Origin of the sequence: Kribbella ginsengisoli (assembly GCF_039537185.1) — a bacterium.
GTDB lineage: Bacteria > Actinomycetota > Actinomycetes > Propionibacteriales > Kribbellaceae > Kribbella > Kribbella koreensis.
The window spans coordinates 528,087-553,430 of the sequence record NZ_BAABAA010000001.1 but is presented as its reverse complement, the minus strand read 5'-3'; the positions used below and the strand labels follow the sequence as shown (position 1 = coordinate 553,430).

Genomic DNA, 25,344 nt, shown 5'->3' with positions numbered 1-25,344 from the left:
AAACATGACCTATACCTGGTCCGTCTTCACCAAACCCTGGTCCGGCCTGCCCGGCGACGAGCTGGGCAAGCTCGTCGCCGGCCTCGGCTTCACCGGCGCCGAGATCCCCGTCCGCGACACCGCCTTCGTCACCCCGGCCACCGCCGAATCCGACTTGCCACCCTTCGTCGAGCAACTCCGCGCCGAGGGCGTCGAGCCGATCAGCATCGCCAGCGACCTCTCGGAGAGCGCGTTCTCGGCAGCGGCCAAGGCGGGTGTCCCCATGATTCGCATCATGGCCCCCGTTGGCCCCGACGGTTATGCAGCTTCGGTACGCCGGATCCGCCAACAACTCGAGGACGCGGCGGCCCTCGTGACGCAGTACGGCGTACAGGTCGGTGTGCAGCAACACCATGGCAACTTCGTCACCTCGTCCCTCGGCGTCCTGCACTTGCTGGACGGCCTGCCCGCCGAGTTCAAAGTCGTGTGGGACGCGGCCCACGACGCTCTCGCCGGCGACGACCCCGCCATCACGCTCCCCCTGGTCAAGCACCGCCTCGGCATCGTCAACCTCAAGAACGCGAAGTACCTCCGGACCGGCGAATGCTGGAAGACGTGGTTCGGCCAAGCCGGCGAAGGCCTGGCCGACTGGTCAGCCGTCTTCGCCAACCTCCACGACTACACCGGCCCGATCTGCCTCACCGGTCAGTACTCCGACCCGTCCGTGCCGGTGGAAGAGCGGCTCAGAATCGATCTGCGCACCGCTGTCACATCTGCCGCGGCCGCTGCGTCAGGGGAGTATGACTGAACGGATGAAGAACCCGGCGATGATCCTGCCGGACGCGATGACCGGGATCCAGAACATCTACAAGGCGACGTACAAGGGCGGTGTCCCCGCCACGACGATGGAGCTGGTCCACTTGCGGGCCAGCCAGATCAACGGGTGCTCGGCCTGCATCTTCGGCGGGATCGACAGTGCGAAGAAGCACGGTGAGACCGATGAGCGGTTGCATCAGGTGGTGGCCTGGAGGGAGTCGAACCTGTTCACCGACGCTGAGCGCGCCGCCTTGGCGATGACCGAGGCGGCGACCCGGCTGGCCGACCGGCCCGACGCGGTCACGGACGAGATCTGGGACGCCGCGACCGACCACTTCGACGAGCAGCAGCTGGCCGCGATCGTACTGATGATCGGGCTGACGAACCTGTTCAACCGGCTCAACACCACCGTCCGCGCGCAGGCCGGAGCCACCTGGAGCTGACGACCATCCAGGCGCCGGCCTGAGAACCGCACGGGCCTTGAGCCTGGCGACTACACGGATGCCCTGGACCTGCGGGTCGGCTGCAGTGCGGCCCGCAGGGCGGGGGCGATGATCCGGCGGACGTCCGCGTCCGACATGGTTGCCGCCGGGCGCAGCGGGTTGAGGTAGCGGGTGAAGATCAGGCCGCCGATCACTGCGACGGCGGCGGTGGCGCGATCGGTGGCGTCGGGTCCGCGGAGAAATTCAGCAATCCGGCCGTGGATCTCCCGTTCGAGGAATTCCTGCAGGACCTGCATCACGTCCGCGTCCTGCGGCGCCATCCGGGTCAGCTCGGCCAGCGGCTCGGCGTCGGCCCACATCTCCAGTACGGCCTCCAGCAACCGGTCGGCGAAGCCCGGCTGGTCGCCTTCGAGTGCGCGTACCATCGCGGCGGACTTCCCGCACCGGAACTGCATCGCCTCGCCGAACAGGCCTTGTTTCGAACCGAAGTGATAGCTGATCAGCGCCGAATCCACCTCGGCCGCCGCGGCGACCTTGCGGACCGTCGTGCCGCGATAGCCGTGCTCGAGGAACAGGTCGTAGGCAACAGAGCTGATCCGGTCCTTGGTGGCCGGGTTGCCCCGCGGCCGCCCACGCGATTTATTCATCAGCGTTGAATATCCCTGCCCGTCAGGCGCACTGTCAAGCACGTCACCGGATCGCCCGGCGACAGTGAGGGAGCAGCATGCGCATCGTCGTTTTCGGGGCAGCAGGATCGACCGGCCGGATCCTGGTCGGGCAGGCACTGGCGGCCGGTCATGAAGTCGTCGCCGCGGTCAGACGGCCGGAGTCGGTCCCACCCAGGGCTGGGCTCGAAGTCGTACGAGCTGATGTGACGGACGCGGCGTCGGTTCGTACTGCGATCGCGGGGGCCGACGCGGTCTATTCGGTTGTCGGTGGCAAGCCGTCGCGGAAGCCGGTGGAGCTCTACTCGACGGCGGCGCGGAACCTCGTGGCCGCGATGCACGAGACCGGTGTGAAGCGGCTGTTCGTGATCAGCTCGGTGGTGCTCGAACCGGGGTGGCGACCGAGCAATGCCTTCTTCTTCAACAACGTTCTCGACCCGCTGGTGAATCGCGTGGTGGCGCGGACGACGCACGAGGACATGCGCCGGATGGAGCGGATCGTCCGGGACAGCGGGCTGGACTGGACGATCGCGCGGCCGAGCGGGTTGTTCGGCAACGGTGAGGTGACGGCGTACGAAGTACAGGAAGACCAGGCCGACGGGCTGTTCACCGCGCGTGAGGATCTCGCGGCGAGTCTGCTCGCGCAGATGGACAGCGACGCGTACGTCGGGCGCGCGATGGCCGTCATCACGACCGCGGTGAAGCCGAACGTGGCCAAGCTGATCTGGCGAGAGGCCATCATGTCCTCATGAAGTACATGCTGTTGATCTATGGGAACACCGATACCTGGGACGCGCTGGACGCGGACGGGATCGAGGCGGTGTACGACGTACATCGCGCGATCCTGGCCGAGACCCGGGCCAGCGGCGAACTGCTGGCCTCCGACGGGCTGACCAGTGACCATGCGCGAGTGGTCCGGGTCACGGACGGCATGGCGGCGGTCACCGACGGGCCGTTCACGGAGGCCAAGGAGGTGCTGGCCGGCTACTACCTGCTCGACTGCACGCTCGAGCGCGCGACGGAACTCGCCGCGAGGCTTCCGGAAGCCCGCTACTCCCCGATCGAGGTCCGTGCGCTGACGGAACCGATCAAGGAATAGCTTCCGGCGTTCCAGCGACTTGCCGGTCTCAGCTCGGCGTTGACCTGAGACCGGCGAGCCACTGATGCGGCCGGCGTCCCCAGCCGCAGGCTGGGGTTCATCCGGTCTTGTCAGCCCAGCTCGTTCAGCTGGGGTGGCTCGGCGCGAGGGTGACCCCACCTGAGGCGGGTTGATCACCCATCCCCCGGCCACCCCGGACGAACAGTGTCGCGCCCGGCTTGGGCGCCGGAGCACCCTCGTCGAGACGCAGGGTGGTGGTGAGACCGTTACTGAGCCTCAGCACCGCCACGCGGCGCGGTTGCCCGGACAGGATCGACGAGTTCACCTCGTGGACGCCGGTACAGACCGCCGGTTGAACCGCAGCCCGGCCGAGTTGCGAAGTACCGTGACTCCTCACACCACGGCACTGCTCGGCGAGCTCTTTCAACGCTGACACACATCCCCCTCTCATTGTTCCCCCGAGGAACAGTTGTTGACGGGACAACTGCAGTCCTGCGGTTTCTGCCGCTGATGACGGAGCAGCAGTTGCCACAATTCCGGGCCTGACGGGGCACGGAAGTGATCCCGGAAGCCTTGCTCACAGTGACGGTCTTTTCAAGGGATGGCGCGGCGAATCCCGCCTGCCGGAACTGTTGTCTCGCGAACCAGGGCCCACTGAAACCACTGACAACGATTCCAACGGCGATCGCCTTGGAAAAAAGGGGGAAAGTAGGTCAGCGCGCCGTACTCGCGCGGGTGATGATCCGGTGCGGAATCATCACCCGCCGAGGGGTTGCGTCCTTGTCCGACATCCGTTCGGCGAGCAGGTCCAGCGCCGATTCGACGAACAGCCGGCGGTCGAAATCGACCGTCGTGAGCGGTGGAACCGTGTACCGGCTTTCGCCGATGTTGTCGAAACCGGCGACCGCGCAGTCACCCGGTACGGCGACGCCCGCCGTCCACAGTGCCGACAATGCGCCGACCGCGATCGTGTCGGTGAAGCAGAAGAATGCGTCCGGCAATTCATGACTGTCGATGTAGCGCCCGACGACCGCGGCCGCACCCTCCGGGCTCCAGCGGTCGAGACCGATCTCGAGCTCGCGGTCCGGCCCGATGCCGGCTTCGGCGAGGATCTCGCGATAGCCCTGGGTCCGCAGGCGCGCGGCCGCCGTACCGGGAGCATCGGTCGAGCCGCCGATCCGGCCGGTGCCACTGGAACCGCTGGGGATCTCCGGGGTGCCGACGGCCGCGATCCGCCGGAAGCCCTGGTCGAGCAGATGCCGGGTCATGTCGCGCGCGGCAGCAACGTTGTCGATCGCAACTTGGCTGACCATGTCCTGATCGACATCACCGATCAGCACGACCGCCGGCAGCGGACCGGCCGTCATCACCGCGCTGTCGTCGAGGTTGACCGGGTTGAGGATCAGCCCGTCGACCAGATGCGCGCGTGCCTTGGAGAGCAGTTCGAACTCGCGCTTCGGTTCGGCGGCCGTTTCCTCGATCTGCACACCCCAGCCGCGCCGGTGGGCCAGCTCGACGACCAGGTGGGTGACTTCCGCGGAGTACGGCCGGAGGAGGTCCGGCAGTGCCAGCCCGATCATCCCGGACCGGCCGTTCCGCAACCCGCGGGCGCTCATGTTGGGCACGTAGTCGAGCTCGACCAGCGCCTGCTCGACCCGCTCGCGCGTCTCCGGCCGGACGAACACGACACCGTTGATCACGTTCGACACCGTCTTGGGTGAGACCCCGGCCAGCTTGGCGACATCCTTGACCGTGGCACGCATGGCCCCATTGTCACCGACGTCCCGCGATTCCGTGCGATGCCTACGTTGTCAGCACGCCGGGGCGGCGCGGCTCAGCGCGTCGTGAGCGCGCCGCCGTTGCTGTGCAGGGTCTGGCCGGTGATGTATCGCGCGGCCGGCGAGGCGAGGAAGTGGATCGCGGCCGCGATGTCGGTGACCTCACCCTGCCGCTTCACCATCGTTGCCGTGAGCAACCGTTCGCGCCGCTGGGGGGTGAGCCGGTCCTGGAAGAACTCGGTGCCGGCGGTGAAGCCCGGCGCGACCACGTTCGAGGTGATCCCGCGCGGACCCAGCTCGGCGGCGACGTCCTGGTTCCAGGTCGCCAGCGCCGACTTCGCCGCGCCGTACGAACCCGCGCCACGGGTGCCGGCGATCGAGCCGAGGTGGACGACCGCTCCCCCGTCGGCCAGCCGGGGCGTGAGCGCAGTCGTCATCAAGACGGCGGTCAGCACGTTGGCGTCGAAGTTGGCGATCCAGTTGCTCTTCAGGACCGCGAGATCCTGCTCGTCGCCGGGCGCACCGAAGTCGGTGTTGCCGCCGGCATTGTTGACGAGCACATCCACCTCCCCCGGCAGCTCGAGGACCAGCCGGCGTACCTGCTCCGGATCGGTTCCGTCGCAGACGAACGCCTGCGCGCCGAGCTCCGCCGCGGCCTTCTCCAGTACGCCGGCCCGCCGCCCCGTGATCACCACCTGATCGCCGTCCGCGCGGAACCGCTTCGCCGCCGCCTTGCCGATTCCGGTCCCGCCGCCGGTCACCACGATCGTCCTGGCCACGCCACGCTCCATCGTTTAGGTCTAAATGTTTAGACCTAAACGTAGCATGGGTGCGTGGACGCCTACCCTCTCGATACGCCGAGCCCTTACCCGCCGGCCGCCATCGCCGCGGCCTGGCAGCGCGAGCGGCCGGGCACCCCGACCGATTCGATCGGCATCGTCACTCCCCTGTGGCGGCTGGCCAAGCTCTTCGCCGACGACCGGCGCCGGCTGCTCGCCGACCTCGGGGTCGACGGAGCCACCCTCGACCTGCTCAGCGTGCTGCGCCGCGCCGGTACGCCGTACGAGCTCACCACCCGCCAACTCACCGAGCGCACCCTCGTGACGGCCGGCGCGATCTCCCAGCGCGTCGGCCGGGCCGAGCGCTCAGGACTCGTTGAGCGCCGCACGGCGACCGACGGCTCCCGAGCCGTCGTCGTCTCCCTCACCGCCGCCGGTCACGCCCTCGTCGAGCAGACCGTCGAGCAGGTTCTCACCCGCGAGTCCGAGCTGATCTCATCCCTCACCGCCGCCGAACGAGACCTCTTGGCCGGCAAACTCCAGTCGCTGCTCGACGACGTGACTGGCCGAGTGAAGTCAGATCCGGGCAAGACGGCGGGCGGCCGTTGACAGCTCGGCCGCATCCGCGGCCGCGGCGAAGTTGAAACGCAGCCACGAGCCCGCCTTCTCGGTGGCGAAGTAACGGCGACTGCCGCTGACCACGACCCCGAGCCGCTGGGCCTCTGCCGCGGCGGCCGTCTCGTCGAGGTCCGATGGCAGCCGTACCCACAGATGGAGCCCGCCAGTCGGCGGGCTGACTACCGACCACTCTGGTTGTGCCTCGGCGAGCGCCGTGACGAGGGCGCGGGACCGCAATCGGAGCGCGATGGCCAGGCCGCGCAGATGGCGATCCCAGCCGGGCGAGCCGACAAGTTCGAGGGCTGCCTCCTGCAGAGGTCGGGGGACGAAGAAGTCGTCGACCTGGCGGATCGCCCGTAGGCGTTCGAGGACAGGGCCTCGGGCAACCAGCGCGCCGATGCGGAGACTCGGTGCGGCGGGCTTGGTCAGGGAGGTAAGGTAGACGACCGTACCGTCACGGTCGTCGGCCAGCAGCGGCTTCGGTGTTGATGCGCCATGACCCAGCAGCCGGGCGAAGTCGTCTTCCAGGATGAATGCGCCCGCAGCGCGGGCTACCTCCACGACGCGTCGCCGGCGGTCTGCGGCGAGCACTGTGCCGGTTGGGTTCTGGTACGTCGGCTGGCAGTACAGCAGCCGGGCGCCCGACCGTGCGAACGCCTCTTCGAGCAGGTCGGGGCGGAGGCCGTGCTGGTCGATCGGTACCGGCATCGGGCTGAGACCGGCCGCGCGCGCGGCCGCCAGCGCGCCTGGATAGCTCGGCGACTCGACCAGGACAGGGCTGCCCGGCCCGGCGATCGCGCGGAATGCGATGGAGAGCGCGCTCTGACCGCCGGCAGTGATCAGTACGTCGTCCGCGGTCACCCCGGCGCCGGCCAGCCGGGCGAAGACCGTGCGCAGTGGGGTCAGCCCGTTGGCGGGAGCGCGATCCCACGCGTCCGGGCGGCGGGCCGCTCGAGCCAGGGCGGCACTCAGCGCGCGGGTGGGCTGGAGAGATGGATGCAGGTAGCCGCCGTCGAGGCGGATCGCGCTGTCCGGGATCGGGCCTGACGAGTCGCCGAGCGCTCGGGCGTCGACGCTGCGGTCGGCGAGCGTGACGGTCTGCCAGCCGGTGTCGATGGCGACCTCGGGCTGCTGCGGCCTGGGCGCGACGTACGTTCCGCTGCCGGGGCGGGTGACGACGACCCCTTCGGCCGCGAGCTGGGCGATGGCCCGGGACACCGTCCCCGGGCCGACGTGATGGCGCTCGATCAGCTCGCGGCTGCTCGGCAACTTGTCCCCCGGCACCAGCTGCTGGACGACCGTCCGGAGCACTCCAACGAGCTCCTCGGAAGTGCTACTGTCGTTCATGAAGGCACAGAGTAGCGCTACTGCCCCGAACTGGGAATCACTACCCGCCCTGCGAGCGGACACCCCCGGCGCCGGGAACGTGATCCACTTCAACAACGCCGGCTGCGGACTGCTCCCCCGGCCCGTCCTCCAGGCGATGCACGACCACCTCGACCTCGAGGCGCAGATCGGCGGCTACGAGGCGTCCGCCGCCCGGTCCGTCCAGGTCCGCGAGTTCTACACCGGGCTGGCTGCCCTGATCGGCGCCGGCCCGGACAACATCGCGTTCTCCGGCAGCGCGACCCACGCCTATGCGACGGCGCTGTCGGCGATCCCGTTCGGGCCGGGCGACATCATCCTGACCACCCGCAACGACTTCGTCTCCAACCAGATCGCGTTCCTGTCCCTGCGCCGGCGCTTCGGCGTCGAGATCATGCACGCACCAGACCTGCCCACCGGCGGCGTCGACGTGGAGGCGATGGCGCGCTTGATGAAGGAACACCGGCCCCGGTTGGTCGCGGCCACCCACATCCCGACCAACTCAGGGCTGGTCCAGCCGGTCGCCGAGATCGGGCGACACTGTCGCGAGCTCGACCTGCTCTACCTCGTCGACGCCTGCCAGTCGGTCGGTCAGTACCCGATCGATGTCGAGGAGATCGGCTGCGACCTGCTCACCGGGACCTGCCGCAAGTTCCTGCGGGGTCCGCGTGGGTCGGGTTTCCTCTTCGTCTCGGACCGGGTCCTGCGCGCCGGCTACGAGCCGTTGTTCATCGACATGCACGGAGCCGACTGGAGTGCGGCCGGCGAGTACCGGCCGAGTGAGACCGCGTCCCGGTTCGAGGAATGGGAGTTTCCCTACGCCACCGTCCTCGGTTGTGCGGCCGCCGTTCGGTACGCCCGTGGCGTTGGCCTGGAGTTGATCTCACGACGGACGCCCTACCTGGCCGGGTTGTTGCGGGATGGGTTGGATGAGCTTTCCGGCGTACGGGCGCTTGATCAGGGCGAACAGCTGGGGGCCTTGGTCACCATCGAGGTCGAGGGATGGGAAGCCGTGGAGTTCAAGGCGGCGATGGATGCCCGGGGCATCAACTCGGCGCTGAGCTACCGGCGGCTCGCCCAGTTCGACTTCGGCGACAAGGACGTCGACTGGTGTCTGCGGTTGTCGCCGCACTACTACAACACCGAGGACGAGGTCGCCCGCGTGGTGGCTGCCGTCGCCGACCTCCGAGCGGGCCGATGACGACGCTTGCCGAACCGCCGACGTTGTGGCGCAACGGGGACTTCGTCTGGTTCTGGTTCGGCGAGAGCATCTCGTTGCTCGGCACGCAGGTCACGACGCTGGCCCTGCCGCTGACGGCAATCCACGCCTTCGGCGCGACGGACAGCCAGGTCGGCGTACTCCGCTTCCTCCAGCTGGCGCCGTACCTCGGCTTCGCGCTGGTCTTCGGCGTCTGGGTCGATCGCGCCCGGCGCCGGCGCGTGATGCTCGGCGCGAACCTGATCCGGATGGTCCTGCTGGCACTGATCCCGATCCTGCACTGGCTCGACCTGCTCACCCTGCCGTCCCTGCTGGCGATGGCGTGCGCGATCGGCGTCGCGTCCGTGCTGTACGACGTGAGCTGGATGGCCTACGTCCCAGCCTTGGTGAAAGACCCGCGCCAGTACGTCGACGCGAGCTCCAAGCTGGCGATCAGCTCATCCGCCTCGGACGTCGCCGGTCCGGGACTCGCCGGCCTCTTGATCGGGTGGCTCACCGCACCGGTCGCCCTGATCGTCGACGCCGTCTCCTACGCACTCTCCATCGTCTCGCTGCTCCTCATCCGCCGTCCCGAACCGCGCCCGGATCCAGCGGCCCGCCGGCGGCTGAGCGTCGAACTCCGCGACGGATTGCGCTGGTCCTCGGTACGCCGGTCCTGCGTGCGCTCGCCGTCGCCGGCTTGTGCTGCAACTTCTCGATGATCACCGTCTGGACGATGTTCCTGCTCTACGCGACGAACGACCTGGGACTCGGATCCACCACCCTCGGCCTGATCTTCGCGACCGCCTCGGCCGGTGGACTGATCGGCGCGAGCCTCGCTCGGCGAATCGTCGCCCGTTTCCCGGTCGGGCGCGTCTATCTGGTCGCCCAGTCGTTGTTGCTGCTCGGGCCGGGCCTGATCGTGATCACGCCCGGCCCACAGGTGGCCCTGTTCGTGCTGTCGTTCTTCGTCAGCTATCTCGGTCTCGGCGTCGCCGGGGTCATCATCGTCAGCCTCCGGCAGAGCACGACCCCGCAGGCGATGATGGGCCGGATGACGGCTGTCTTCCGCACCCTCTTGTTCGGTGGCGGAGCACTGGGCGGGCTGACTGCTGGGTTGCTCGCGGCAGCGATCGGTGCTCGGGGTGCGTTGATCGCTGCCGCGATCGGGTCGGCTGCGGTGGTACCGGCGCTGTTGCTGTCACCGGTCATCCGGTTGCGTCGGTTGCCCACGCAGTGAGGGTCAGCCGACGGTGGCGGCCTCCGTGGTGGCGATTTCGGGGGTCGCACCGGAACGGCGGGTGGGGATGAGGGCGGCGATGAAGAAGGCGACCAGAGCCGCGGCCGAACCGATGGCGAGGATGACCCGGAAGCCGTCCTTGGAGGGGACGCTGACCGGGCCGAGGCTGATCGTGAGGTGAGCCAGGATGACACCGGCGACGGCGCTCGAGATCGACGTACCGATCGAGCGGCTGAGCGTGTTGAGGCTGTTCGCGGCGGCCGTCTCCGAGACCGGGACGGCGCCCATGATGAGGGCCGGCATCGCGCCGTACGCGAACCCGATACCGGCGCCGATCACGGCCGAGACGATGATCAGGTGCCAGACGGCGCCCATCGCGACGATGCCGAGTCCGTAGCCGGCCGCGACGATGAGCGCGCCGATCATCAGCGTCACCTTCGGTCCACGGGCCTTCGAGACCGATGCCGAGATCGGGGCGGTCGCCATCATCACCAGACCGGACGGACCCATCACCAGGCCGGCGGTCAGCATCGACTGGCCGAGGCCGTAGCCGGTTGCCTTGGGCAACTGCAGGAGGGTCGGCAGGACCAGCGACATGGCGAACATCGCGAAGCCGAAGACCGCCGACGCGACGTTGGTCAGCAGCACTTGCGGCCGGGCGGTCGTCCGCAGGTCGACGAGTGGCTGCGGCGAGCGCAGCTCGAACCAGCCCCAGACCAGGAACACCACAACGGCCGCGCCGAGCAGGCCGAGCGTCGAGGCAGAGCCCCAGCCCCAGTCGGCACCCTTGGAGATCGCGAGCAGCAGGCAGATCAGTCCGGCTGAGAGCCCGGCCGCGCCCACCAGGTCGAAGCGACCGCCGGTACGGACCGCGGACTCAGGTACGAACGTCAGCACCAGCGCAAGCACGATGACACCGAGCCCTGCCGAGGTCCAGAAGAGCACATGCCAGTCCGCCCGATCGGCAATGAAAGCCGCGGCCGGCAGACCGAGCGCACCGCCGACGCCGAGCGAGGCGCTCATCTGCGCCGTCGCTGAGCCGAGCCGGTCGGCCGGCAACTCGTCACGCATGATGCTGATGCCGAGCGGGATCACCGCGGAGGCCATCCCCTGCATGACGCGGCCGATGAGCATCGGTGTGAGCGAGTCGCTCAAGGCGGCGATGACCGAGCCGGTGATGAGCAGGCCGAGGCTGACCAGCAGCATGCGGCGCTTGCCGTACATATCGCCCAAGCGGCCGACCACCGGTACTGCGACTGCGGCGGCGAGCAGCGTGGCGGTGATGACCCACGCCGTACCGGACGCCTTGGCGTGCAGCAGCTTGGGGAGTTCGGGGATCAGCGGGATGACGAGGGTCTGCATCAGCGAGACCACGATGCCGCCGAAGGCGAGCACCGCCACGACGGCTGCGGGCTTCGGCGGACGGGACACCTCGGCCGGATCGGCAGGGGCAATGGGCACGAGGGCCTCCGGTTGGGCGAAAGCGACGGAAACAACGTTGACGACGTTAAGTCAGTCAGTTGACTTAAGCAAGTGAGCTGACAGACTGGACCGGAGGACGAGACGAGAGGTGCATCCATGACGGCGGCCGAGAAGACCGCGCGGGCCGACCGGGCCGGCGCCACCCGTGACGTGATCCTGGCGACCGCCGAGCGGCTGTTCGCCGAGCACGGCGTGTTCGGGGTCTCCAACCGGCAGATCAGCGAGGCGGCCGGGCAGGGCAACAACGCCGCGGTCGGCTACCACTTCGGCACCAAGACGGACCTGGTCCGCGCGATCGTGCGCCGGCACACCGACCAGATCGAGCAGCTCCGGGTGCGGATGCTGGCCGAGCTCGGCCCTGAGCCGGACGTCCGCGACTGGCTCGGGGTGCTGATCCGCCCGCAAGCTGAGCACCTCGCCGAGATCGGCCCGCCGACCTGGTTCGCGCGGTTCAGCGCGCAGCTGATGACGGATCCCGGGCTGCGCCAGATCATGGTCGAGGAGTCGCTGACCTCACCGTCGCTGCAACAGATCATCGACGGGCTCCGGGGCGGCCTGCCCGACCTCCCTCCCCCGGTACGCCGTGAGCGCGGCGACATGGCCCGGCTCCTGATGGTGCATCTGCTGGCCGAGTACGAACGCGATCTCGACGCCGGTACGCCGGTCGCGCGGGCGTCCTGGCAGGAGACGGCGGCCGGGCTGATCGACGCCCTGGTCGGCCTGTGGACCGCACCGGTGACGAGCTAACCCGGCACTAGTACCTTCAACCGCCGATAGCACCTTGCGGGCAACGCGTGCGCTCGGCGGCGGAGCGTAGTACGGGAAAAGTCTCTACAGGCGGCTCAATGAGAGACTGGAATGCATGCCTGCCACGATTTCGCCTGACATTTCAGCCCTCGAAGCCGCCGACAGCCACGACGTCATCCAGGTCCGCGGAGCCCGGGAGAACAACCTCGGCGGGGTCTCCGTCGACATCCCGAAGCGCCGGCTGACCGTCTTCACCGGAGTCTCCGGCTCCGGCAAGTCCTCCCTCGTCTTCGACACCATCGCCGCCGAGTCCCAGCGGCTGATCAACGAGACCTACACGGCCTTCGTGCAGAACTTCATGCCGAGCCTGGCCCGCCCGGACGTCGACGCGCTGCGCAACCTGAGCGCCGCGATCATCGTCGACCAGGAACGGATCGGCGCCAACGCCCGCTCGACGGTCGGCACCGCGACCGACGCGCACACGATGCTGCGGATCCTGTTCAGCCGCCTCGGCAGGCCGTACGCCGGACCGCCGTCGGCGTTCAGCTTCAACCGGGCCGAAGGGATGTGCCCGACCTGCGAAGGACTCGGCAAGGCGTCCGAGATCGACCTGGACGAGTTCGTCGACCGGTCGCTGAGCCTGAACCAGGGCGCGGTGAAGGTGCCCGGGTACGGCGTCGGCACCTGGTACTGGCAGCTGATGGCCAAGTCCGGACTGTTCGATCCGGACCTGCCGTTGAAGGACTATCCGGCCGAGGGGTGGGAGCAGTTCCTGTACCAGCCGGCCACGAAGGTGAAGATCGGAACCAGCAATCTGACCTTCGAAGGCCTGGTCAGCAAGGTGAGACGCAACCTGCTCGCCAAGGACCGCGAGTCGATGCAGAACCACGTCCGGGTGTTCGCGGACCGGGCGGTGAAGCTGGTCCGCTGTCCGTCCTGCGACGGTGCGCGGCTGAACGCGGCAGCCCTCGCGGTGCGGATCGACGGGGTCGGGATCGCCGACTGCTCGCGGATGCAGATCAGCGAGCTGGCGCAGTTCGTTGGCGGGATCAAGGACCCGACAGTCGGGCCGATGCTCGAAGGGCTGCGCGGGACGCTGGAGTCGATGGCCGACATCGGACTCGGGTATCTCAGTCTGGATCGGGAGTCGTCGACGCTGTCGGGTGGCGAGGCACAGCGGGTGAAGCTGGTCCGGCATCTCGGGTCGTCGCTCACCGATGTCACCTATGTCTTCGACGAGCCGACGGTCGGCCTGCATCCGCATGACATCCAGCGGATGAACGAGTTGCTGCTCCAGCTGCGCGGCAAGGGCAACACGGTGCTGGTCGTCGAGCACAAGCCGGAGACGATCCAGATCGCCGACTACGTGGTCGATCTCGGGCCGGGCGCCGGCCAGGCCGGTGGGCGGCTTTGCTACGCCGGTGATCTGAAGGGGTTGAGGAAGTCCGGGACACTGACCGGGCGGTATCTCGATCACCGGGTCGGTCTGCGCGATCAGGTCCGGCAGCCGACCGGGCAACTGCGGATCGAGGGCGCATCGCTGCACAACCTGCAGAACGTGAGCGTCGACATCCCGCTCGGCGTGCTGACCGTGGTCACCGGGGTGGCCGGTTCGGGGAAGAGCTCGCTGATCCACGGGTCGCTGGCCGGGCGCGATGGGGTGATCGTCGCCGGGCAGGATCCGATCAGGGGGTCGCGAAGGAGCAACCCGGCGACGTACACGGGTCTGCTGGATCCCATCCGGGCAGAGTTCGCGAAGGCGAACAAGGTGAAGCCGGGGCTGTTCAGCGCCAACTCGGTCGGCGCCTGCCCGACCTGCAAGGGACTCGGCGTCGTCTACACCGACCTGGCGATGATGGCCGAGGTCGCGTCACTCTGCGAGGACTGCAACGGCGCCCGCTTCACCCCAGAGGTACTCGGCTATCTGTTGCGTGGCAAGAACATCAGCCAGGTCCTCAACATGTCCGCGACCGAGGCCCGCTCCTTCTTCGACAAGGGTCCTGCCCGAGCGATCCTCGACCGTCTGGTAGCCGTCGGCCTCGGCTATCTGGGCCTAGGGCAACCACTCACGACCCTGTCCGGTGGCGAACGCCAGCGCCTCAAGCTGGCGATCCACATGGGCCGCAACGGCACCACCTACATCCTTGACGAACCCACCACCGGCCTACACCTGGCCGACGTCGATCAACTCCTGACGCTCCTCGACCAACTGGTCGACGAAGGCAACACCGTTATCGTCATCGAGCACCACCAGGCAGTCATGGCCCACGCCGACTGGCTGATCGACCTGGGCCCAGGCGCCGGCCACGACGGCGGCCAGATCGTCTTCACCGGCATCCCTGCCGACCTGATCGAAAGCAGCGCCTCGCTGACCGCAGAACACCTCCGCCTGTACGTCGGTGCGCCGGCAACCGCCGACGTGTAAACGCGAACGGGCCCGGCGGACGAATCCGCCGGGCCCCTTCAGCAGCTGACTAGCTGCAGGTGTAGATGGTGGCGTTGTCGAGCCACCAGTTGCCGGGGACCAGGTCGGAGAAGTCTCCGCCGTGGCCGTTCCAGCGGAACTTCAGCAGCTTGCCGCTGAACTGCGAGACGTCCAGCCGGCTGGTCTCCCAGCCGCCCGAGTTGGCGTGCCACGAAGCCGGCTGGTCCGGGAAGTTCGGGTCCACGGTCGGACCGTTCTTCCACGGCAGGGCCGAGGTGTCGTGCCAGGTGGCGCCGTTGTCGTCGGAGTAGTCCAGCGATCCGGTGCCGGTCGGCAGCCAGAAGATGAAGAAGACGTTGTAGAAGTTGTACGCGTGCGTGAAGCGCAGGTACGTCTTGTCGTTCTTGATCTTCATCGCACTCTTGGTCTGCACGGTGATCGACGACGCCGGGTCGGTGATCTGACCGTACAGCGAGTCGTCGCCGTCGGAGGAGTACGAGGTGTCGACCTGGGCGGTCGGGTCACCCTGCTGCTTGCCGAGCACCCAGCCCGGGCTGTGCGTGACGACGCCGTCCGGGTCTTGTTTGAAGGAGGTCGTGATCAGGTTCTTGACCTTCTCCGCGGCGGTGTCGCAGACCGGAGCCTTGGCCGGCTTGGCGATGCCCGGCGCCTGGTCCAGCTCGGTGGCCAGGATCGCCTTGTTGACCTCGGCGCAGTCCGCGTTCGTCATGTTCGCGACATGGTGCTTCTGCAGCACGTTGCAGGTGGCGCGAAGGGCCTCGGCCAGGTCGCTGTAGTCAGCTCCGCTGGTCAGTACCTTCTGGGTCTCGTGCCACAGCGACTCGGACTTCGGCAGGCCGATGCCGGCCGGGGTCTGACCGTTGAACGAGCCGCCGTCGGCGATCAGGAACGCGGTCTTGTTGCCGACGCCGGAGTTGAAGTGCACGCCGCCGTTGTCCTGGAAGTACGTGTCGTCGAAGAAGTTCGGGCTGGACATCTTGTCCGGGTCGCCGAACTGCGGCGGGTTCTTCATCGAGCGGATCGCGCCGAGGCTCGAGCCCTCGCCCATCAGCCAGCGGTTGGCCGGGGTGTCGTCGGCGGACCCGTTGGTCAGGTCGACGAACTCGCCCATGATGTCGGACAGCGACTCGTTGATCGCGCCGGACTCCCACAGGTAGGCCAGGCCGGCCGTGTGCTGGGTGACACCGTGGGTCAGCTCGTGACCGGTGATGTCGTCGGTGCTGACGCCTTCGCCGAAGGCCATCTGCTCGCCGTTCCAGAACGCGTTGGCGAACGGGCAGGAGCCGCTGACGCAGACCCGGACGGTGCCACGGATGGCCTTGCCGAGTCCGTCGCCGTAGTCGGCGCCGATCAGGTTCGTCAGGTCGGTGCCGAGCCCGGCGTACAGGTTCGAGGTGTCACCGAAGAAGTCGAAGACCTGGTTGACGTCGCCGACCGAGGAGACCGGGCCGCCCTCGACCCGGGTCGGCGCGAAGACGCCGCCACCGCAGCGGGCGTCCTCGTTACCGGTGACGATGTTGGTGTGGTTCGCGTCGCAGACGACGCGGTTGATGTGCTCGGCCAGGTCCCAGGCCAGCAGCGCCTTGCCCGCCGACGCGTGCACCATCGCCTGCCAGCGGACGTCACCCTGGCCGGTCACCTCGTACAGGTAGACCGGGATGGCGACCGAGCCGGGCTGACGGGTGACCAGGCTCAGGTCGAACCAGCGCGGGCCGACCAGCTTGGCGGTCAGGGTCGAGCCGTCGACCTTGGCGCGGGTGGCGACCGCCTGCACCGCGGCGCCCTGCGCCGTGGCCTTGGCGGCGTCGACCGCGTCGGCGGCAGGGAACTTCCCGTACGTCGCGAGCGAGACCTCGCCGTTGGCGGACTCCAGCGCGCCGGTCTTGTCCAGGTTGGTGATGATCTCGCCACCGTAGACCTGAACGCCGTCGATGGTCTGCTGGAACTTCACCTGTGAACCGAACTCGTCGAGCGAGCTCGACTGCGCCACCAGGTCGGCCGGGCGGGCACCGAAATACGGCGCGACCGAGGCGACCTGCGCCTTGGCGACGGCGACCGCGTCGGGCTTGCTGGTGGCGGACCGGCCGGCCTTGGCGCCGACCGAGGCCGGAGCCTTCAACGGGGTGGCCGGCCGGATCGAGTGGGCGCGGCCGGTCTCGTCGCGCTTGGAGACCAGCCCGTTGCCGCCGGCCTTCGGAGCCGCGATGGTGCGGATCTCCGGGCTCTGGGCGACCGTGGTGCTGTCGGACGACGGGACGGGGGCGCTGTTGGCCAGCCCCGGTGCCGTCAGGCTGATGGAGACTGCGCCGACCGCGAGGCCGGCGAGCCAGGTACGAGCTTTCAAGATGTTCCTCCCCTTGCAGTTCTCACGCTGAGCGGGCGTGAGGGCTGCAATCTGTCATCCGCCCAATCCCCTGCGCGACCGCACGTGATCCATCTCACACCCAACCGTTTCGGGGTCTCACGGACGGTCACTACAGCGTTGGAACGTCCGCTCAGCGGACCCTACGCAGAGTGCTGGCACAGGTGCGTCGCGGCACCAGAAGGTCAGTACCAGAAGGAGGAAATCGGCATGGTTCCGGGAACTTCCGGCCCGCTCGAGAGACCTCGGAACGGGCCCGCCGAGCAGGCCGGAAGGCGGGTCAGGTGAGTTGGTCGTCGACCAGGTTCGCGTACCCGGTATGGCCGGTGGTGTTCGGGTGGTAGGACTCGCTGATCGGGTTCGACAGTCCGTTGATCCATTCCGGGCTGCCGCAGACTGCGTGCCCGATGAACGCCGAGGTCGGGTTCACGAAGCTGTATCCGGCCGCACTGGCCGCCGCGGCGATCTTCGAGTTGAGCAGGTCGGCGGTCGCGTTGAGCTTGGTCATCTCGTCGCCGCTGAAGAAGGTGCCGGCGTTGCAGTCGGTCCCGTTGAACAGTCGCGGGTAGCCGACGATGATCACCTTCGCCGTCGTCGCCCGGCTGCGCACCGTCGCGTACAGGGTGTTGAGCCGGCCGGGGATGGTGTTGTTGATGGTCGCCTGCGCGGTGGCGATCGCCCCGTTGCAGTCGCCGAGCCAGGACGGCTTGGCGCATTCGGTGATCACCGACGAGAAGCCGGCGTCGTTGCCGCCGACCTGCAGGGTCACCCAGCGGACGCCGCTGTTGAGTGGTCCGAGCTGGTTGGCGGTGACGTCGGCGACCCGGGCGCCGGAGCAGGCGACGAAGGTGAGCGCAGCGCCGACCCGGGCCGCGTCGAGGTACGGATAGGCCTTGGTCGAGCGCTGGCAGGAACCGCTGTCGGCGATGTAGGTGCGGGTGCCGACGCCGGAGGCGTACGAGTCGCCGAGGGCGACGTAGACGGGGGCCGCTGCGTGCGCGGCGGTGGGGGTGAGCAGCGCAGTACCGAGGACTGCGGCTCCGATGAGTGCGGCGAGTTTCTTCATGGGCGGACCGCCTTCTGGTGTGGAGGGAAACCGAGGCAGGGTGAACTCAGAGTCACCATCCTCTACCAGTGAGTAACGCGCAATACCTCGGTAAGAAATTCACCGGAGCGTGCCGTTCCCGGTAACCACCGTCCACCCCTCGGTGGAACTTCGCCGCCGCCCGGATGGAGATTCGCCGTGATCGCGCCCGGGCAGGCGAAACCGCTGCCACGGTGAAGGCATGGTGACCCGACGAAGCTTCCTGACCTCGACCATCGCCCTGACCACGAGCGCGACCGCCCTGGCCGCGACGATGCCGGCGGCAACGGCCGCGCGAGCTGCCTCGACCTCTACCTCACCCTCACCCGACCTCACCTTGAGGTTGCCGGCCCCGACCGGACCTCATCGGCTCGGTGTCAGAACCCTCCACCTCATCGACAGGGGCAGAGTTGATCCGTGGAACGGGAGTCCCGATCGCGAGCTGATGCTGACCGTCTTCTACCCGGCCCGGTCCACGCGCGGCTATCGCCGAGCACCGCAGATGACCGCGAGAGCCGCGGAGAGCTTCAAAGGCTTCGCCGCGTACTACCACCACCTGCCCGCCGGCGTGGACTGGTCGGCAACCCTCACCCACTCGTACGCCGATGCGCCCCCCGCACCCGGAAGCCGCCCGGTCCTCCTCTACTCCCCCGGCGGCACCGACCCCCGAACCCTCGGCACCGGCCTCGCCGAAGACCTCGCCAGCCACGGCTACGTCGTCGTGACCATCGACCATCCCGGTGAGACCAGCGAGGTCGACATCCCGGGCAGCGAGCTGCGCACGATCCAGATCCCGCCGACCACCCCGACCGATCCGGTTCTGTCCCGCCTGATGATGTCGACGCGGTTCGCCGACGTCCGCTTCGTCCTCTCGCAGCTCAAGGCCCTCGGCCTTCCCCTCGACCTGCGCCGGATCGGTATCTACGGCCATTCCGCCGGCGGCTCGACCGCGGCCCAGGGCTTGTACGAGAACCGCGCCATCAAGTCGGCCGTCAACCTCGAGGGCTACCTCGACTTCTTGCCGCTCCAGCCGGGCGAGCCCGACGAGCTCTACCCGATCGCCCAGCACGGCAGCGATCGCCCGCTGCTCCTCGCGGGCACTGACGGTTTCCGCGACGCACGGTTCGACAGCTCGTGGTCGGCGCTACTCGCCCACCGCGGCCCGGTACGGCGTACCGAAGTCGCCCACGCCAACCACTGGGTCTTCACCGACCTCGGCGCGCTCGCACCTCAACTCCAAGCCGCCGGACTGATGACAGCCGAAGACCGCACCAGCCAAGTCGGTGCGGTCGACCCGGCGATCTCGGTCCCACTGATCCGCCGTACGGTCCGGTCGTTCTTCGACCGCACCCTCAAGCGCTGACCCGCTGGAACTCGCGTACGTCCCGCGGCGTCGTACGGGGCCTCGCCACATCGACAGCTAGTGCTCCGGGCCGGGAACGGACAGCGGATCGAAGCCGTAGGGCAGCTCCAGCCGGTGGGCCGTCATCAGTTCCGTGTCGCCCAGCAGCTCGCGGGTCTTGCCGTCGGCGACGATCCGGCCGCCGTCCATCAGCAGACTGCCTTCGCACAGCTGGAGGGCGTACGGCAGATCGTGGGTGATCATCAGCAAGGTGACGTCGAGGCCGGAGAGGATGTCCGCGAGCTCACGGCGGCTGGCCGGATCGAGATTGCTCGACGGCTCGTCCAGAACCAGTACCTCGGGACGCATCGCCAGCACCGTGGCGACGGCGACCCGCCGCCGCTGACCGTAGGACAAATGGTGCGGAGCGATGTTCGCGTGGTCCTGCATGCCGACCTGGACCAGCGCCTCGTGGACGCGCTCCTCGAGCTCCGACCCGCGCAGCCCCAGGTTGGCCGGACCGAACGCGACATCGTCACGGACCGTCGGCATGAACAACTGGTCGTCGGGATCCTGGAAGACCAGGCCGACCTTCCGCCGTACTTCGGGCAGGTGCTCCCGGTGCAGATCCGTCCCACCGATCTGGATCCGCCCGCTGCCGCTGCCACCCGCGACCGAGCCGAGGATGCCGTTGAGGTGCAGGACGAGCGTCGTCTTGCCCGCGCCGTTCGGACCGAGCAACGCCACCCGCTCGCCGCGCTGAATGGTGAAGTCGACGCCGTACAGAGCCTGCCGCCCATCGGGATAGGCGAAGACCAGACGCTCGACATGGATCGACGGACTGCTCACAAGCCGGCCACCCTAGCCGCCACCGCGATCAGCACCGCGAGCAGGGAGATGGCGAGCCCCTCGGCCCACTGGTTGCGCGCGGCACCCGAGGCGGCCAACTGCGGCATCCGGCCGGTGTACCCACGCGACTGCATGGCCAGGTGGACCCGCTCGCCACGCTCGAAGCTGCGCACGAACAGCGCCCCTACTCCCCCGGCGACCGCCTTCAAGTGACCGACGCGGCCACCGGCGTACCCGCGGGACTCCCGGGCGATCCGCATCCGGTGCAGGTCGTCCGAGACAACGCTCAGGTACCGGACCATGAACGACAGGATCGCGACGAGCGTCGACGGCAACCGCAACCGCTCGAGGCCAGCGAGCAGCTCGCGTGGCGCGGTCGAGGCCGACAGCACGATCGCGGCGATCACGCCGAGGGTGCCCTTGGCCAGGACGTTCCAGGAGCCGAGTACGCCGGACTCCGAGACCGACACGCCGAGTACGTCGACTTGGGGGCCGGTGGCAACGAACGGGAGGACCAGGGCGAAGACGATGAAGGGCGTCTCGACCGCTAGCCGTCTCAGCACCGTCGTGACCGGCAACTTCGCCAGGGCGACCGCGCCGGCCAGCAGGGCGGCGTACAGGGCGAACGCCCAGAAGACTCCGGCCGGGGTGGAGACGACGGCGAGCACGAAGACGAACAGCGCGACGATCTTCACCTGCGCGGGCAGGCGGTGGATCCGGCTGTCGACGGCGACCAGCAGCCCGTCTCCGGCGGAACCGCTCACTGACCGGCCGGCCAGGTCGTCCAACCGGTCCAGTCGGTCAGCTCGGCGAGGATGAAGGTCTGGTCGTCGTTGGGCATCAGACGGCCTTGTCCGCGCGAGCCGACGACCGCAGCGAGGCGATCTTCGCGATCGCGAGGCCGACGACGATCGTCACCAGTACGCCGATGATGCCGGCCAGCGCGCCGGACACCTGCGAGTTGGCGATCCCGTTCACGCCGTAGTCGGCGAGAGGGCTGCCGGCCACCGCGGAGCTCTTGGCCGCGCCCTCGAAGCCGAGCTTGGCGCCGACGAACTCCAGCCCGTCGGGATGCGCGCTCGCGAACAGGCTGACCACACCCGCGACCAGCAGGGTGGCCGCGATTCCGACCCCGTACGACCGGCCGGCCGGCCGGGCCGCGATCGGCCTGTCCGGCGACACGGTCGAACTGTTGCCATCGGCATCGACCAGGACGAGGTCGGCCTGCAGATGGCGAGCCGCGTAGACCAGATCCGGCCTGGTCGCGACGACGGCGCTGAGCACGGCAGCGGTGATCACCGCCTCACCGAGGCCGACCAGGATGTGCCAGCCGACCATCGCCGTGGCGAGCTTGCCGAGCGGGATGTCGACCGCGCCGCCGATCGCGTAGAGGCCGGTGAAGCACAGCGCCGCGACGGGCACGGAGACGAGCGCGCCGACGGTCGTGGCCGGTACGACGCTGCCGACGCGCTTGGGCAGGGCCTTCAGGAGTGCTCGCGTCACGAAGTACCCGACGAGAACGGTGACGAGGCCCATCAAGGTGATGTTGGTGCCGAGCGCGGTCAGGCCGCCGTCGGCGAAGAGCAGTCCCTGCACGAGCAGCACGGTCGACATCACCAGCACCGCCGACCACGGCCCGACCAGGGCCGCGGCTAGCGCACCGCCGAGCAGGTGGCCGCTGGTCCCGGCACCGACCGGGAAGTTGACCATCTGGACGGCGAAGACGAACGCGGCGGTCAGCCCGGCCAGCGCCGGACCCGTCTCACGGATCTCCCGGTTGGCGCGCTGGAGGCTGAAGCCGACGGCACCGGCGGCGATCAGGCCGGTGGCGATGGAGGTGGGCGCGTCGAAGAACCCGTCAGGAACATGCATGAGCACATTCTTGATCTACTTGCGACCCGATCGCAAGAAGAGGCTTACAGATCCGCGAGTGCGGACTCGATCGCCCGGTGGATCGTCGGGTATGCGTAGATCATCTGTCGCAGACAGTGAACCGGAACTCGTGCATGCACGGCCAGCGCCAGCGTCCCGAGCACCTCGCCACCGGTCGGCCCGGCACTGGTCGCGCCGACCAGGATGCCCTTCTCATTGTCCATGATCAGCTTGATGAATCCCTCGTTGCCCGCCTTGTGGATCCAGCCCCGGGTCGAAGCCGGTACCTGGGTCAGGCCGGTCCGCACGTCGAGCCCCTGGTCGCGCGCCTGCTGCTCGGTCAGCCCGACCGCGCCGATCTCCGGATCGAGGAAGGTCACCCGCGGCATCGCGTGATAGCTGGCCTTGGGCGCGTCCTGCGCGCCGAGGATGTCCAGGACGGCGACGTTGGCCTGGTACATCGCGTTGTGGGTGAACACCCCGACCCCGGTCACGTCACCGATCGCCCACACGCCGTCACCGGCCCGCACGTGCTCGTCGACCTCGATCCGGCGCGCGGCCGGATCCAGCCCGACCTGGTCGAGGCCGAGGTCCCCGATGTCCACCCGGCGCCCCGTTGCCACGAGCAACTTCTCGCCCGACACCGTACTGCCGTCGGCCAGCATCACGGTGAAGGCGTCATCGCCGTAGCTGACCGACTTGGCGTGCTGACCGGTCCGGAAGGCCACCCCATCGCGTTCCAGCGCGAACCTGGCCAGCTCGCTCGACTCGGGCTCCTCCATCGCCAGCACCCGGTCGGAGCCCTCGATCACGGTGATCTGTACGCCGAACCGCGCGAGCGCCTGCGTCAGCTCCAGCCCGATCGCGCCGCCGCCGAGCACCAGCAACGTCGCCGGCAGCGTCTCGAGCCGGATCACGTCCTGGTTGGTCCAGAACGGCGTACCGGCGAGGCCTTCGACCGGTGGGACGACCGGGACCGTGCCGGTGGCGACGATGATGCCGCGGCTCGCCTCGAACTCGCGGTCGCCCGAGACCACGCGGCCCGGGCCGGTGATGGTGCCCTTGCCGCGGACGAAGGTGACGCCCTTGCCGACCAGCCGGTCGACGGCGACCTTGTCGTTCCAGTTGTCGGTCGCCTCGTCGCGGATCCGCTTGGCGACCGGTGCCCAGTCGGGCGTGACGGTCGCGGTACCGGCCATCCCGTCGACGCGGCGGGTCTCGGCGATCAGGTCGCCGGCCCGGATCATCATCTTGCTGGGGATGCAGCCGTAGTACGGGCACTCGCCACCGACCAGCCGCGGCTCGATCCCGACCACGTTCAGCCCCGCCTGCGCCAGCCGCCCCGAAGCCTCCTCGCCACCGACGCCCAGCCCGATCACGACCACATCCACCTGTTCAGCCATGCCGCCAAATCTCGCAGACCCCGCCACCTTCGCCAAGCCTTCCGCTCGCGTGTCATCGGACGGTAAGTAGCTGATCGCTGTCCGGGATTCAGGCGCTGTTCATCGGCGAACCTGCCGTCATCCTTCTGCGGCTAGCGCTGTCTGCAGATTGCCTGGCAGTGGGTGCGGCAGCTTCGTCGCGTGAACCGGGGCGAGTCCGTCGAAGGTCAGTGCCAGGTAGCGGCGCCATGCATCCGGATGGGCGCCGAGTACGGGCGCTGCAGTCTGCTGGATGCCGCCTAGCAACAGCACGATGTCCGTGCCGGTTACATCGTCGCGGATGGCACCCTCCTCCCGAGCCCGAGCAGTCAGCACCTCCACCAGCCCGGCGAACCGCTCGATCGCGGCCCTGACCTCGGCATTCTGCAGCGACGGCTTCCCAACCACCTCGCAGAACGCCTGGTCGGCAGCGAGCGCTTCGACGCCGGCGGTCATCAGCTCCCGGAGCGCTTCGCCCGGGTCAGCCGCATCCCGCAGGCCGTCAGCAGTCTCGATCAACCGGTCCAGGAGCTCGAGCATGATCGCGGCGAGCAGGTCGTCCTTGCTGGCGAAGTGCCGGAAGACCGTCCCCTTCGCGACCCCCGCCCGCTGAGCGATCTCCCCGATCGACACCTCGACGCCCGACTCCGCGAACGCCGAACGGGCCGCGTCGACCAGCAGGCCGCGGTTGCGCACCATGTCCGCCCTCATGGTGTGAACTCTACCACCTAACATGACCGCCCGGTCAGGTTGTGCCTAGACTGAACATGACCACCCGGTCACTTTCTACCGCCAAGGAGACCCCATGAACCTCGAAGGCAAGATCGTCCTCGTCACCGGAGCCTCATCCGGCATCGGCCAGGCGACCGCCCTCGCGCTGTCCCAGGCCGGCGCCAAGGTGGCAGTCGGCGCCCGCCGGGCCGACCGGCTCAAGCTCCTCGCCGAGGACGCTCCCGGCGAGATCCTGACCCTCGACCTGGACGTCACCGACCAGCAGTCGATCCAGAACGCGGTCGCGGCGACGGTCGGCCACTTCGGCCGGCTCGACGCGCTCGTCAACAACGCCGGCATCATGCTCAGCGGCATGATCCTGGGCGCCGACACCACCGAGTGGTCGCGCATGGTCGACACCAACCTGCTCGGCTCGATGTACGCCGTACATGCCGCACTGCCTCACCTGCTCGAATCCAAGGGAACTGTCGTCCAGGTGTCGTCGACCTCGGGCCGGATCGCCTCGGCGGCCGGGGCTGCCTACTCAGCCACGAAGTTCGGCATCACCGGCTTCATCGAGTCGCTGCGGCAGGAGGTCACCACGCAGGGCGTGCGGGTGGTCGTCGTCGAGCCCGGGTTCGTCTCCACCGAACTGGCCGGCCACATCACCGACCCGGCGATGCAGGCGATGGCGAAGACGATGGCCGACTCGATCCGGACCCTGCAGCCCGACGACATCGCGGCGGCCGTCGTCTACGCCTTGAACCAACCTGACCACGTCTCCGTCAACGAACTCCTGATCCGGCCGACTGATCAGCTGCAGTGAACCCCGCGAACCGGACCGCGCCGCGGATGCCGTTGCCACCGTTCGCGGCGGACATGAACAGGCCCGCGTCGAGGCTGGCGCCGGCGGGGACTGTCACTGATCCGACCGGCTGCCAGGTGGTTCCGTCGGTGCTGCACGAGCCTGCGATCGTGTCGCCACTACGGCTGAGGCGGACCCAGGCCGGGGCGGCGATGCCGGGCAGTTGCGCGAAGTCCAAAGATG

At 68.6% G+C, this 25,344-nt stretch carries 26 protein-coding genes; 12 read left to right on the top strand and 14 right to left on the bottom strand.

Annotation, left to right across the window (positions count from 1 at the left end; translation table 11 throughout):
* Nucleotides 1–4: 4 nt before the first annotated feature.
* Complete coding sequence (locus tag ABD768_RS02390; RefSeq protein WP_344836787.1) at nucleotides 5–787, top strand: sugar phosphate isomerase/epimerase family protein; 783 nt, start codon at nucleotides 5–7, stop codon at nucleotides 785–787.
* Nucleotides 780–1,238, top strand: a complete 459-nt coding sequence (locus ABD768_RS02385) for a carboxymuconolactone decarboxylase family protein (protein ID WP_344836784.1) — start codon at nucleotides 780–782, stop codon at nucleotides 1,236–1,238. The genes ABD768_RS02390 and ABD768_RS02385 overlap by 8 nt, the downstream gene beginning before the upstream one ends.
* Before the next feature lie 50 nt (nucleotides 1,239–1,288).
* Here ABD768_RS02385 and ABD768_RS02380 read toward each other — a convergent pair whose 3' ends face one another.
* Nucleotides 1,289–1,885, bottom strand: a complete 597-nt coding sequence (locus tag ABD768_RS02380) for a TetR/AcrR family transcriptional regulator (RefSeq protein ID WP_343979356.1) — start codon at nucleotides 1,883–1,885, stop codon at nucleotides 1,289–1,291.
* A gap of 77 nt (nucleotides 1,886–1,962) precedes the next feature.
* Here ABD768_RS02380 and ABD768_RS02375 point away from each other — a divergent pair, with 77 nt between their 5' ends.
* The gene (locus tag ABD768_RS02375; RefSeq protein ID WP_344836781.1) at nucleotides 1,963–2,655 is read left to right on the top strand and encodes an NAD(P)-dependent oxidoreductase; all 693 of its coding nucleotides are present in this window, start codon (nucleotides 1,963–1,965) and stop codon (nucleotides 2,653–2,655) included.
* Nucleotides 2,652–3,002, top strand: coding sequence for a YciI family protein (locus ABD768_RS02370; RefSeq protein ID WP_344836778.1), 351 nt, complete (start codon nucleotides 2,652–2,654; stop codon nucleotides 3,000–3,002). The genes ABD768_RS02375 and ABD768_RS02370 overlap by 4 nt, the downstream gene beginning before the upstream one ends.
* Nucleotides 3,003–3,126: 124 nt before the next feature.
* Here the strand turns inward: ABD768_RS02370 and ABD768_RS02365 are convergent, their stop codons facing one another.
* The 3 genes from ABD768_RS02365 to ABD768_RS02355 form a co-directional block, all read right to left on the bottom strand.
* A complete protein-coding gene (locus ABD768_RS02365; RefSeq protein WP_343979364.1) occupies nucleotides 3,127–3,438 on the bottom strand; it encodes a hypothetical protein in 312 nt (103 codons plus the stop codon).
* A gap of 277 nt (nucleotides 3,439–3,715) precedes the next feature.
* Nucleotides 3,716–4,765: a LacI family DNA-binding transcriptional regulator gene (locus ABD768_RS02360; RefSeq protein WP_343979368.1), complete on the bottom strand. Its 1,050-nt coding sequence runs from the start codon at nucleotides 4,763–4,765 to the stop codon at nucleotides 3,716–3,718.
* Between the two features lie 71 nt (nucleotides 4,766–4,836).
* Nucleotides 4,837–5,559 (bottom strand): SDR family NAD(P)-dependent oxidoreductase, encoded by a 723-nt coding sequence (locus ABD768_RS02355; RefSeq protein WP_344836774.1) that lies wholly within the window; start codon nucleotides 5,557–5,559, stop codon nucleotides 4,837–4,839.
* Nucleotides 5,560–5,613: 54 nt separating this feature from the next.
* On the opposite strand from ABD768_RS02355, the gene ABD768_RS02350 reads away from it, so the two are divergent.
* Nucleotides 5,614–6,168 (top strand): MarR family winged helix-turn-helix transcriptional regulator, encoded by a 555-nt coding sequence (locus ABD768_RS02350; protein ID WP_343979373.1) that lies wholly within the window; start codon nucleotides 5,614–5,616, stop codon nucleotides 6,166–6,168.
* On the opposite strand, the gene ABD768_RS02345 is transcribed toward ABD768_RS02350, so the two are convergent.
* Nucleotides 6,136–7,524 carry an aminotransferase-like domain-containing protein gene (locus tag ABD768_RS02345; RefSeq protein WP_344836770.1) on the bottom strand — a complete coding sequence of 463 codons (1,389 nt, stop codon included), beginning with the start codon at nucleotides 7,522–7,524 and terminating at the stop codon, nucleotides 6,136–6,138. The genes ABD768_RS02350 and ABD768_RS02345 overlap by 33 nt on opposite strands.
* Between ABD768_RS02345 and ABD768_RS02340 the strand changes: the two genes are divergently transcribed.
* Genes ABD768_RS02340 through ABD768_RS02330 form a run of 3 tightly spaced genes read left to right on the top strand, consistent with a single transcriptional unit; the run spans nucleotide 7,523 to nucleotide 9,980 of the window.
* Nucleotides 7,523–8,743, top strand: a complete 1,221-nt coding sequence (locus ABD768_RS02340) for an aminotransferase class V-fold PLP-dependent enzyme (protein ID WP_344836767.1) — start codon at nucleotides 7,523–7,525, stop codon at nucleotides 8,741–8,743. The two genes, ABD768_RS02345 and ABD768_RS02340, sit on opposite strands and share 2 nt — an antisense overlap.
* Nucleotides 8,740–9,462: an MFS transporter gene (locus ABD768_RS02335; protein WP_344836764.1), complete on the top strand. Its 723-nt coding sequence runs from the start codon at nucleotides 8,740–8,742 to the stop codon at nucleotides 9,460–9,462. Before ABD768_RS02340 ends, ABD768_RS02335 begins: the two co-directional genes overlap by 4 nt.
* Entirely contained in the window at nucleotides 9,459–9,980 is a 522-nt protein-coding gene (locus tag ABD768_RS02330; protein WP_344836761.1) for an MFS transporter, read from the top strand. The genes ABD768_RS02335 and ABD768_RS02330 overlap by 4 nt, the downstream gene beginning before the upstream one ends.
* Before the next feature lie 3 nt (nucleotides 9,981–9,983).
* Here ABD768_RS02330 and ABD768_RS02325 read toward each other — a convergent pair whose 3' ends face one another.
* Nucleotides 9,984–11,441, bottom strand: a complete 1,458-nt coding sequence (locus ABD768_RS02325) for an MFS transporter (RefSeq protein WP_344836758.1) — start codon at nucleotides 11,439–11,441, stop codon at nucleotides 9,984–9,986.
* 117 nt (nucleotides 11,442–11,558) lie between these two features.
* Between ABD768_RS02325 and ABD768_RS02320 the strand changes: the two genes are divergently transcribed.
* On the top strand, nucleotides 11,559–12,209 hold the full coding sequence (locus tag ABD768_RS02320) for a TetR/AcrR family transcriptional regulator (RefSeq protein WP_344836755.1): 651 nt from the start codon (nucleotides 11,559–11,561) through the stop codon (nucleotides 12,207–12,209).
* Between the two features lie 115 nt (nucleotides 12,210–12,324).
* The gene (locus ABD768_RS02315) at nucleotides 12,325–14,634 is read left to right on the top strand and encodes an excinuclease ABC subunit UvrA (RefSeq protein WP_344836753.1); all 2,310 of its coding nucleotides are present in this window, start codon (nucleotides 12,325–12,327) and stop codon (nucleotides 14,632–14,634) included.
* A gap of 49 nt (nucleotides 14,635–14,683) precedes the next feature.
* On the opposite strand, the gene ABD768_RS02310 is transcribed toward ABD768_RS02315, so the two are convergent.
* Together ABD768_RS02310 and ABD768_RS02305 are read right to left on the bottom strand one after the other, a co-directional pair.
* The gene (locus tag ABD768_RS02310) at nucleotides 14,684–16,999 is read right to left on the bottom strand and encodes a M4 family metallopeptidase (RefSeq protein WP_344836751.1); all 2,316 of its coding nucleotides are present in this window, start codon (nucleotides 16,997–16,999) and stop codon (nucleotides 14,684–14,686) included.
* 298 nt (nucleotides 17,000–17,297) lie between these two features.
* Nucleotides 17,298–18,083 carry an SGNH/GDSL hydrolase family protein gene (locus tag ABD768_RS02305; protein WP_343979396.1) on the bottom strand — a complete coding sequence of 262 codons (786 nt, stop codon included), beginning with the start codon at nucleotides 18,081–18,083 and terminating at the stop codon, nucleotides 17,298–17,300.
* A 220-nt stretch (nucleotides 18,084–18,303) separates the two neighbouring features.
* Between ABD768_RS02305 and ABD768_RS02300 the strand changes: the two genes are divergently transcribed.
* Entirely contained in the window at nucleotides 18,304–19,464 is a 1,161-nt protein-coding gene (locus ABD768_RS02300) for an alpha/beta hydrolase family protein (RefSeq protein ID WP_344836747.1), read from the top strand.
* Nucleotides 19,465–19,521: 57 nt separating this feature from the next.
* Here ABD768_RS02300 and ABD768_RS02295 read toward each other — a convergent pair whose 3' ends face one another.
* The 5 genes from ABD768_RS02295 to ABD768_RS02275 form a co-directional block, all read right to left on the bottom strand.
* Nucleotides 19,522–20,292 (bottom strand): energy-coupling factor ABC transporter ATP-binding protein, encoded by a 771-nt coding sequence (locus ABD768_RS02295; protein WP_344836744.1) that lies wholly within the window; start codon nucleotides 20,290–20,292, stop codon nucleotides 19,522–19,524.
* Complete coding sequence (gene cbiQ, locus ABD768_RS02290) at nucleotides 20,289–21,080, bottom strand: cobalt ECF transporter T component CbiQ (protein WP_344836741.1); 792 nt, start codon at nucleotides 21,078–21,080, stop codon at nucleotides 20,289–20,291. The genes ABD768_RS02295 and cbiQ overlap by 4 nt, the downstream gene beginning before the upstream one ends.
* A 52-nt stretch (nucleotides 21,081–21,132) precedes the next feature.
* The gene (locus ABD768_RS02285; protein WP_344836738.1) at nucleotides 21,133–22,164 is read right to left on the bottom strand and encodes an energy-coupling factor ABC transporter permease; all 1,032 of its coding nucleotides are present in this window, start codon (nucleotides 22,162–22,164) and stop codon (nucleotides 21,133–21,135) included.
* A 44-nt stretch (nucleotides 22,165–22,208) separates the two neighbouring features.
* Nucleotides 22,209–23,567 carry a dihydrolipoyl dehydrogenase family protein gene (locus ABD768_RS02280; protein WP_344836736.1) on the bottom strand — a complete coding sequence of 453 codons (1,359 nt, stop codon included), beginning with the start codon at nucleotides 23,565–23,567 and terminating at the stop codon, nucleotides 22,209–22,211.
* Between the two features lie 117 nt (nucleotides 23,568–23,684).
* Nucleotides 23,685–24,296 carry a TetR/AcrR family transcriptional regulator gene (locus ABD768_RS02275; protein ID WP_344836733.1) on the bottom strand — a complete coding sequence of 204 codons (612 nt, stop codon included), beginning with the start codon at nucleotides 24,294–24,296 and terminating at the stop codon, nucleotides 23,685–23,687.
* A 94-nt stretch (nucleotides 24,297–24,390) separates the two neighbouring features.
* Here ABD768_RS02275 and ABD768_RS02270 point away from each other — a divergent pair, with 94 nt between their 5' ends.
* The gene (locus tag ABD768_RS02270) at nucleotides 24,391–25,122 is read left to right on the top strand and encodes an SDR family NAD(P)-dependent oxidoreductase (protein WP_344836730.1); all 732 of its coding nucleotides are present in this window, start codon (nucleotides 24,391–24,393) and stop codon (nucleotides 25,120–25,122) included.
* On the opposite strand, the gene ABD768_RS02265 is transcribed toward ABD768_RS02270, so the two are convergent.
* Entirely contained in the window at nucleotides 25,082–25,339 is a 258-nt protein-coding gene (locus ABD768_RS02265) for a DUF1349 domain-containing protein (protein ID WP_344836728.1), read from the bottom strand. The two genes, ABD768_RS02270 and ABD768_RS02265, sit on opposite strands and share 41 nt — an antisense overlap.
* Between the last annotated feature and the right edge of the window lie 5 nt (nucleotides 25,340–25,344).

Bases quoted from the DNA above. Each gene is read 5' to 3' on its own strand.
- ABD768_RS02335 (WP_344836764.1), top strand. From the start codon at position 8,740: ATGACGACGCTTGCCGAACCGCCGACGTTGTGGCGCAACGGGGACTTC.
- ABD768_RS02300 (WP_344836747.1), top strand. From the start codon at position 18,304: ATGGTGACCCGACGAAGCTTCCTGACCTCGACCATCGCCCTGACCACG.
- ABD768_RS02340 (WP_344836767.1), top strand. From the start codon at position 7,523: ATGAAGGCACAGAGTAGCGCTACTGCCCCGAACTGGGAATCACTACCC.
- ABD768_RS02285 (WP_344836738.1), bottom strand. From the start codon at position 22,164: ATGCATGTTCCTGACGGGTTCTTCGACGCGCCCACCTCCATCGCCACC.
- ABD768_RS02370 (WP_344836778.1), top strand. From the start codon at position 2,652: ATGAAGTACATGCTGTTGATCTATGGGAACACCGATACCTGGGACGCG.
- ABD768_RS02280 (WP_344836736.1), bottom strand. From the start codon at position 23,567: ATGGCTGAACAGGTGGATGTGGTCGTGATCGGGCTGGGCGTCGGTGGC.
- ABD768_RS02320 (WP_344836755.1), top strand. From the start codon at position 11,559: ATGACGGCGGCCGAGAAGACCGCGCGGGCCGACCGGGCCGGCGCCACC.
- ABD768_RS02345 (WP_344836770.1), bottom strand. From the start codon at position 7,524: ATGAACGACAGTAGCACTTCCGAGGAGCTCGTTGGAGTGCTCCGGACG.
- ABD768_RS02380 (WP_343979356.1), bottom strand. From the start codon at position 1,885: ATGAATAAATCGCGTGGGCGGCCGCGGGGCAACCCGGCCACCAAGGAC.
- ABD768_RS02305 (WP_343979396.1), bottom strand. From the start codon at position 18,083: ATGAAGAAACTCGCCGCACTCATCGGAGCCGCAGTCCTCGGTACTGCG.
- ABD768_RS02275 (WP_344836733.1), bottom strand. From the start codon at position 24,296: ATGAGGGCGGACATGGTGCGCAACCGCGGCCTGCTGGTCGACGCGGCC.
- ABD768_RS02315 (WP_344836753.1), top strand. From the start codon at position 12,325: ATGCCTGCCACGATTTCGCCTGACATTTCAGCCCTCGAAGCCGCCGAC.
- ABD768_RS02385 (WP_344836784.1), top strand. From the start codon at position 780: ATGACTGAACGGATGAAGAACCCGGCGATGATCCTGCCGGACGCGATG.
- ABD768_RS02375 (WP_344836781.1), top strand. From the start codon at position 1,963: ATGCGCATCGTCGTTTTCGGGGCAGCAGGATCGACCGGCCGGATCCTG.
- ABD768_RS02330 (WP_344836761.1), top strand. From the start codon at position 9,459: ATGATCACCGTCTGGACGATGTTCCTGCTCTACGCGACGAACGACCTG.
- ABD768_RS02390 (WP_344836787.1), top strand. From the start codon at position 5: ATGACCTATACCTGGTCCGTCTTCACCAAACCCTGGTCCGGCCTGCCC.
- ABD768_RS02360 (WP_343979368.1), bottom strand. From the start codon at position 4,765: ATGCGTGCCACGGTCAAGGATGTCGCCAAGCTGGCCGGGGTCTCACCC.
- ABD768_RS02270 (WP_344836730.1), top strand. From the start codon at position 24,391: ATGAACCTCGAAGGCAAGATCGTCCTCGTCACCGGAGCCTCATCCGGC.